The sequence below is a fragment of the Streptomyces sp. WAC05292 genome (genome assembly GCF_003949955.1).
Taxonomy (GTDB): Bacteria; Actinomycetota; Actinomycetes; order Streptomycetales; family Streptomycetaceae; genus Streptomyces; species Streptomyces globosus.
In genome coordinates this window covers 1-1630 of record NZ_RPSE01000688.1, presented here as the reverse complement: position 1 = coordinate 1630, position 1630 = coordinate 1, and the positions used below count along the sequence as shown (strand labels likewise).

The following is a 1630-nucleotide window of genomic DNA, read 5'->3' as shown; positions in this document are numbered from 1 at the left end:
CGACGGGGTGGGTGGAGGGGCGCTGGTCGGCGTCGTATCCCCAGGGCTTGCGCTCCATGGCGAATTCGGTCCAGCTGCCGGTGAAGCGGGTGGCTTCGGTGAGCGTTTGGTAGCCCATGTACTCGGCGAAGGACTCGTTCAGCCAGATGTCGTCCCACCAGCGGAGGGTGACGAGGTCGCCGAACCACATGTGGGCCATTTCGTGGGCGATGGTGTTGGCGCGGCGCTGGCGCTCGGAGTCGGTGACGGCGGAGCGGAAGACGTATTCGTCGCGGAAGGTGACGAGGCCGGGGTTCTCCATGGCGCCCGCGTTGAATTCGGGGACGAAGGCCTGGTCGTAGGAGTCGAAGGGGTACGGCTCCGTGAACTTCTCGTGGTAGCGGTCGTAGCAGGCGGTGGTGATTCCGAGGATTTCGCCGGCGTCGGCGTCGAGGTGGGGGGCGAGGGATTTGCGGCAGTGGATGCCGAAGGGGAGTCCGGCGTGTTCGGTGCGGATGCTGTGCCAGGGGCCTGCGGCGACGGCGGCGAGGTAGGTGGAGATGCGGGGGGTGGGGGTGGAGGTCCAGACGGCTGCGCCGTCGGTGTCGCGGTGGCCGGTGCGGGTGGTGGTGCCGTTGGCGAGGACGGTCCAGTGCGCGGGGGCGGTGACGGTGAACTCGAAGACGGCCTTGAGGTCGGGCTGGTCGAAGGCGGGGAAGACGCGCTGCACGTCGTCGAGGAAGAGCTGGGTGTAGAGGTACGTCTCTCCGTCGGCGGGGTCGGTGAAGCGGTGCAGGCCTTCCCCGGTGCGGGAGTAGCGCATGCGGGTGTCGAGGCGGAGCTCGTGGGGGCCGGCCGCGAGGGCGGTGAGGGTGAGGCGGTTGTCGGTCAGGCCGGCCGGGTCGAGGGGGGTGCCGTCGAGTTCGGCGGAGCGCAGTTCGTCCGGTTTCAGTTCGACGAAGGTGTCGCCGGCCGCACGGGCGGTGAAGCGGATGAGGGTGGTGGTGTCGAAGGTGTCGCCGTCGCCGGTGAGGTCGAGGGTGACGGTGTAGTGGTGGACGTCGAGGAGGCGGGCGCGGGCCTCGGCTTCGCTGCGGGTGAGTGCGGGCATGGGCCCATGCTGCCTGACGGGCGGGCCCGGGCCGCCGCGTGCGGTGGCCGTGGGCCCCGTCGTCGGGAGAACGCCGGTCCCGGGGCCCCTTCGACGGCGACAAGGCCTAGTCCTCGCGGGCGGCGATCGTCTCGTGGTGGCGGATGACCTCGGCGATGATGAAGTTCAGGAGCTTCTCGGCGAAGGCCGGGTCGAGCTTGGCGTTCTCGGCGAGCTGGCGCAGGCGGGCGATCTGGCTGGCCTCGCGGGCGGGGTCGGCGGGCGGCAGGTGGTGGCGGGCCTTGAGGTGGCCGACCTGCTGGGTGCACTTGAAGCGTTCGGCGAGCATGTGGACGACGGCGGCGTCGATGTTGTCGATGCTGTCGCGGAGGCGGGCCAGCTCGGCGGTGACGTTCTCGTCGGGCGCCTCGGCGGGGCTGTTGTTCATGGTTCCCGAGAATACGTGGCGGGTGCAGGCGGGTCTCGGGGCAGCCGCTGGATGAGACGGCCCGGGGCGGTGTGCGGGACCCGGGCCGGGGCCGGGCGGAAAGGTGCCCCGCC

At 70.9% G+C, this 1630-nt stretch carries 2 protein-coding genes; both read right to left on the bottom strand.

What is annotated here, in order from left to right:
- The coding region (locus tag EF903_RS32390) for a M1 family aminopeptidase (RefSeq protein WP_260616224.1) at positions 1–1090 on the bottom strand (1090 nt) is incomplete at its 3' end.
- A gap of 106 nt (positions 1091–1196) precedes the next feature.
- Positions 1197–1517: a chorismate mutase gene (locus EF903_RS32385; protein ID WP_125548509.1), complete on the bottom strand. Its 321-nt coding sequence runs from the start codon at positions 1515–1517 to the stop codon at positions 1197–1199.
- Positions 1518–1630: the final 113 nt, after the last annotated feature.

Excerpts from the sequence above, each read along its gene's own strand:
- EF903_RS32385 (WP_125548509.1), bottom strand. The coding sequence starts at position 1,517 with ATGAACAACAGCCCCGCCGAGGCGCCCGACGAGAACGTCACCGCCGAG.